The organism is Bartonella vinsonii subsp. arupensis OK-94-513 (assembly GCF_000278235.1).
Lineage (GTDB): Bacteria > Pseudomonadota > Alphaproteobacteria > Rhizobiales > Rhizobiaceae > Bartonella > Bartonella arupensis.
The window spans coordinates 229,332-232,190 of sequence record NZ_JH725037.1 but is presented as its reverse complement, the minus strand read 5'-3'; the positions used below and the strand labels follow the sequence as shown (position 1 = coordinate 232,190).

1 pseudogene is annotated in these 2,859 nt (G+C 41.8%); it reads left to right on the top strand.

Annotated elements, in window-relative coordinates:
* Window positions 1-2,859, top strand: a pseudogene (locus ME1_RS00990) (hypothetical protein); the annotation flags it as partial.

Here is a 2,859-nt window from a genome sequence, read left to right as displayed (position 1 = left end):
TTAACAAGATTTCTCAGGATGTAGCCAAGTTCTTAGGTGGAGAAGCATCCTTTAAAGATGGAGTTCTTACAGAGCCAACCTATAAATTATCTAAGATTTCTCCAGATGGTAAGGAAGAAGATAAGAGTTTTAAAAATGTTGGTTCAGCCTTTGAAGGACTTGATGAGAATATCAAGAATGTAAACCAGCGAATTAAAGAAGTATCTCAAGGTGTAGCGCAAGATTCTTTATCGTGGGATAAAGAGGCGTTAGCCTTCGTTGCAAAACATGGAGAAGAAGGAAACAAAGCCAATAGCAAGATTACGTCTCTTCAGAATGGAACCATTGGTGAAAATTCGACTGATGCCGTGAATGGTTCTCAGCTTTATAGCTTGGGTAGCAATGTTGCCAAGTCTTTAGGTGGTAATGCAGGCTATGAGAATGGCGCTTGGACTGCTCCGAAATTTACGGTTAAGAAATTTGATGCAGAAGGTGAGGCAACTGAAGAAAAGTATGATAATGTTGCGGATGCTTTTGCTGGTGTGAACAGTTCTATCACGGACATTCATAATGAGGTGAACAGTCAAATTAATAATGTCATCAGTGACAGTCTGGTTAAACAGAATAAAAAGAGTGAAGCTATCAAGGTTGGAGCAGAGACAGAGGGCACTGAAGTTTCTTTTGCAAATAGTGCAGGTAATGATCGAGTTCTTTCCGGTGTAAAAGAAGCCACAAAGGATAATGAAGCTGTCAATAAAGCTCAGCTTGAAAAAAGCTTAGAAGACCTTTCTAAAAATATTCAGTCTGAAGATTCTGCTGTTGTCCTTTATGATAAAGACAAGGATGGTAAAACTGATTATAGTCATGTGACTTTTGGTAAGGGCAAAGATTCTACGCCTGTAGGTCTTCATAATGTAGCTGATGGTCAGATTGCCAAGGGTTCACGTGACGCAATCACAGGTGATCAGGTTAACAAAATTGGTGAGGATGTAGCCAAGTTTTTAGGTGGAGATGCAAAGTTTAGCGATGGAGCCTTTACACAACCAACCTATAATTTATCTAAAGTTTCTACAGAGGGTAAGGTAGAAGAAGCTGAATTTAAAAATGTTGGTAGTGCATTTACAGGACTTGATGAGAATATCAAGAATGTGAACCAGCGTATTAAGGATGTTTCTGAAAGTGTAGCTCAGGATTCATTGAACTGGAGTAATGCTGATAATGCCTTTGTAGCGACACATGGGAAAGATGGTGAGAAAGTAAATAGCAAGATTACCTCTCTTAAGAATGGAGATATATCTAAAGATTCCACGGATGCTGTGAATGGTTCCCAGCTTTATTCATTGAATACAACGCTAGCGCAGTATTTAGGTGGTGGGGCTGAATATAAGGATGGAGAATGGACTGCTCCCAGTTTCAAGGTTAAGACTGTCAAGGAAGATGGTAGTGATGTTGAAGAACAGAGCTATGAGAGTGTAGCGGATGCTTTTGCTGGAGTTGGTAATTCTTTCACGAATATTCATCAAGAATTTAAGAATGAGATTAACAAAGTTATAGGTGATAGCCTTGTTAAGCAGGATGAAGAGAGCAAGGTTATTAAGATTGGTGGAGAGAAAGCAGGTAGTGAAATTACCATTGCCAACAGTGATGGTGGAGCACGTAGTCTGTCAGGTGTTAAGGCGGCAAGTCTTTCTGCAACATCGACAGAAGCGGTCAATGGTTCTCAGCTTTATAGTTTGAATACAACGCTAGCGACCTATTTTGGTGGTGGGGCTGAATATAAGGATGGAGAATGGAAAGCACCAGAATTCAAGCTCACGACATATGATGATGATGGCGTGTCTCATGAGGAGAGCTATGATAGCGTAGCGGCAGCGTTTGCGGGTGTAAGCAGTTCTTTCACGAAGCTTCATAATGAGGTTTCTAACAACCTCGAACAGAATGCGTTGTTGTGGAGTGATGAAGACAAAGCTTTTGTGGCGCTCCATGGAGAAGGTTCTAAAAAGGAGAAAAGCAAACTTAAGTCTCTGTTAGATGGAGATATTTCTGAAGGTTCTAGTGAAGCAGTAACGGGCAACCAGCTCTACTCTCTGAATCAGACATTAGCGCAGTATTTAGGAGGTGGAGCAGGCTATAAAGATGGCCAATGGACCTCTCCGGAATTCAAGGTTTCGCAGTTCAAGAGCGACGGGAGTTCAGATGAGAAGAAGATCTATCATGATGTTGCAAGTGCCTTTGATGGCGTTAGTGATGGTCTGACGAGTATCAACGATCGCATTCAAGATGTTGAGAAGAATGTTTCGTCGAATGGTTTGAATTGGAATGAAGAGGAAGGAGCGTATGATGCGAAGCATGATGGAGCGTCGAGTAAGATCACGAATGTAGCGGCCGGTAAGCTTGAAGAAGGTTCACAGGAAGTTGTGAATGGCGGGCAGCTTTGGGAGACGAATGAGCGTGTTAGTAAAGTTGAAAACAAGGTAGATACGATAGATCAGCAAGTGAAGGATATTGCCAACACCGTTACGGATGGAGTTGTAAGTTATGACAAAGATGCATCTGGCAAGAAAACGAATAAAGTTACGTTAGTAGGTGGCACGGAAAGTGATCCCGTTTTGATAGACAATGTAGCGGATGGCAGCATTGAAAAGGGCTCTAAGGAAGCGGTTAATGGAGGTCAGTTGCATGATTACACAGAAGAGCAGATGAAGCTCGTTCTTGATGATGCGAAGAAGTACACGGATGATCAGCTTAGTAACATAGTAACGAATAGTACTAACGAGTCGAAATCTTACACAGATATGAAGTTTGAGACGTTGAGCTATGTTGTTGAGGATGTTCGGAAAGAGGCCAGACAAGCAGCGGCTATTGGCTTGGCGGTATCTA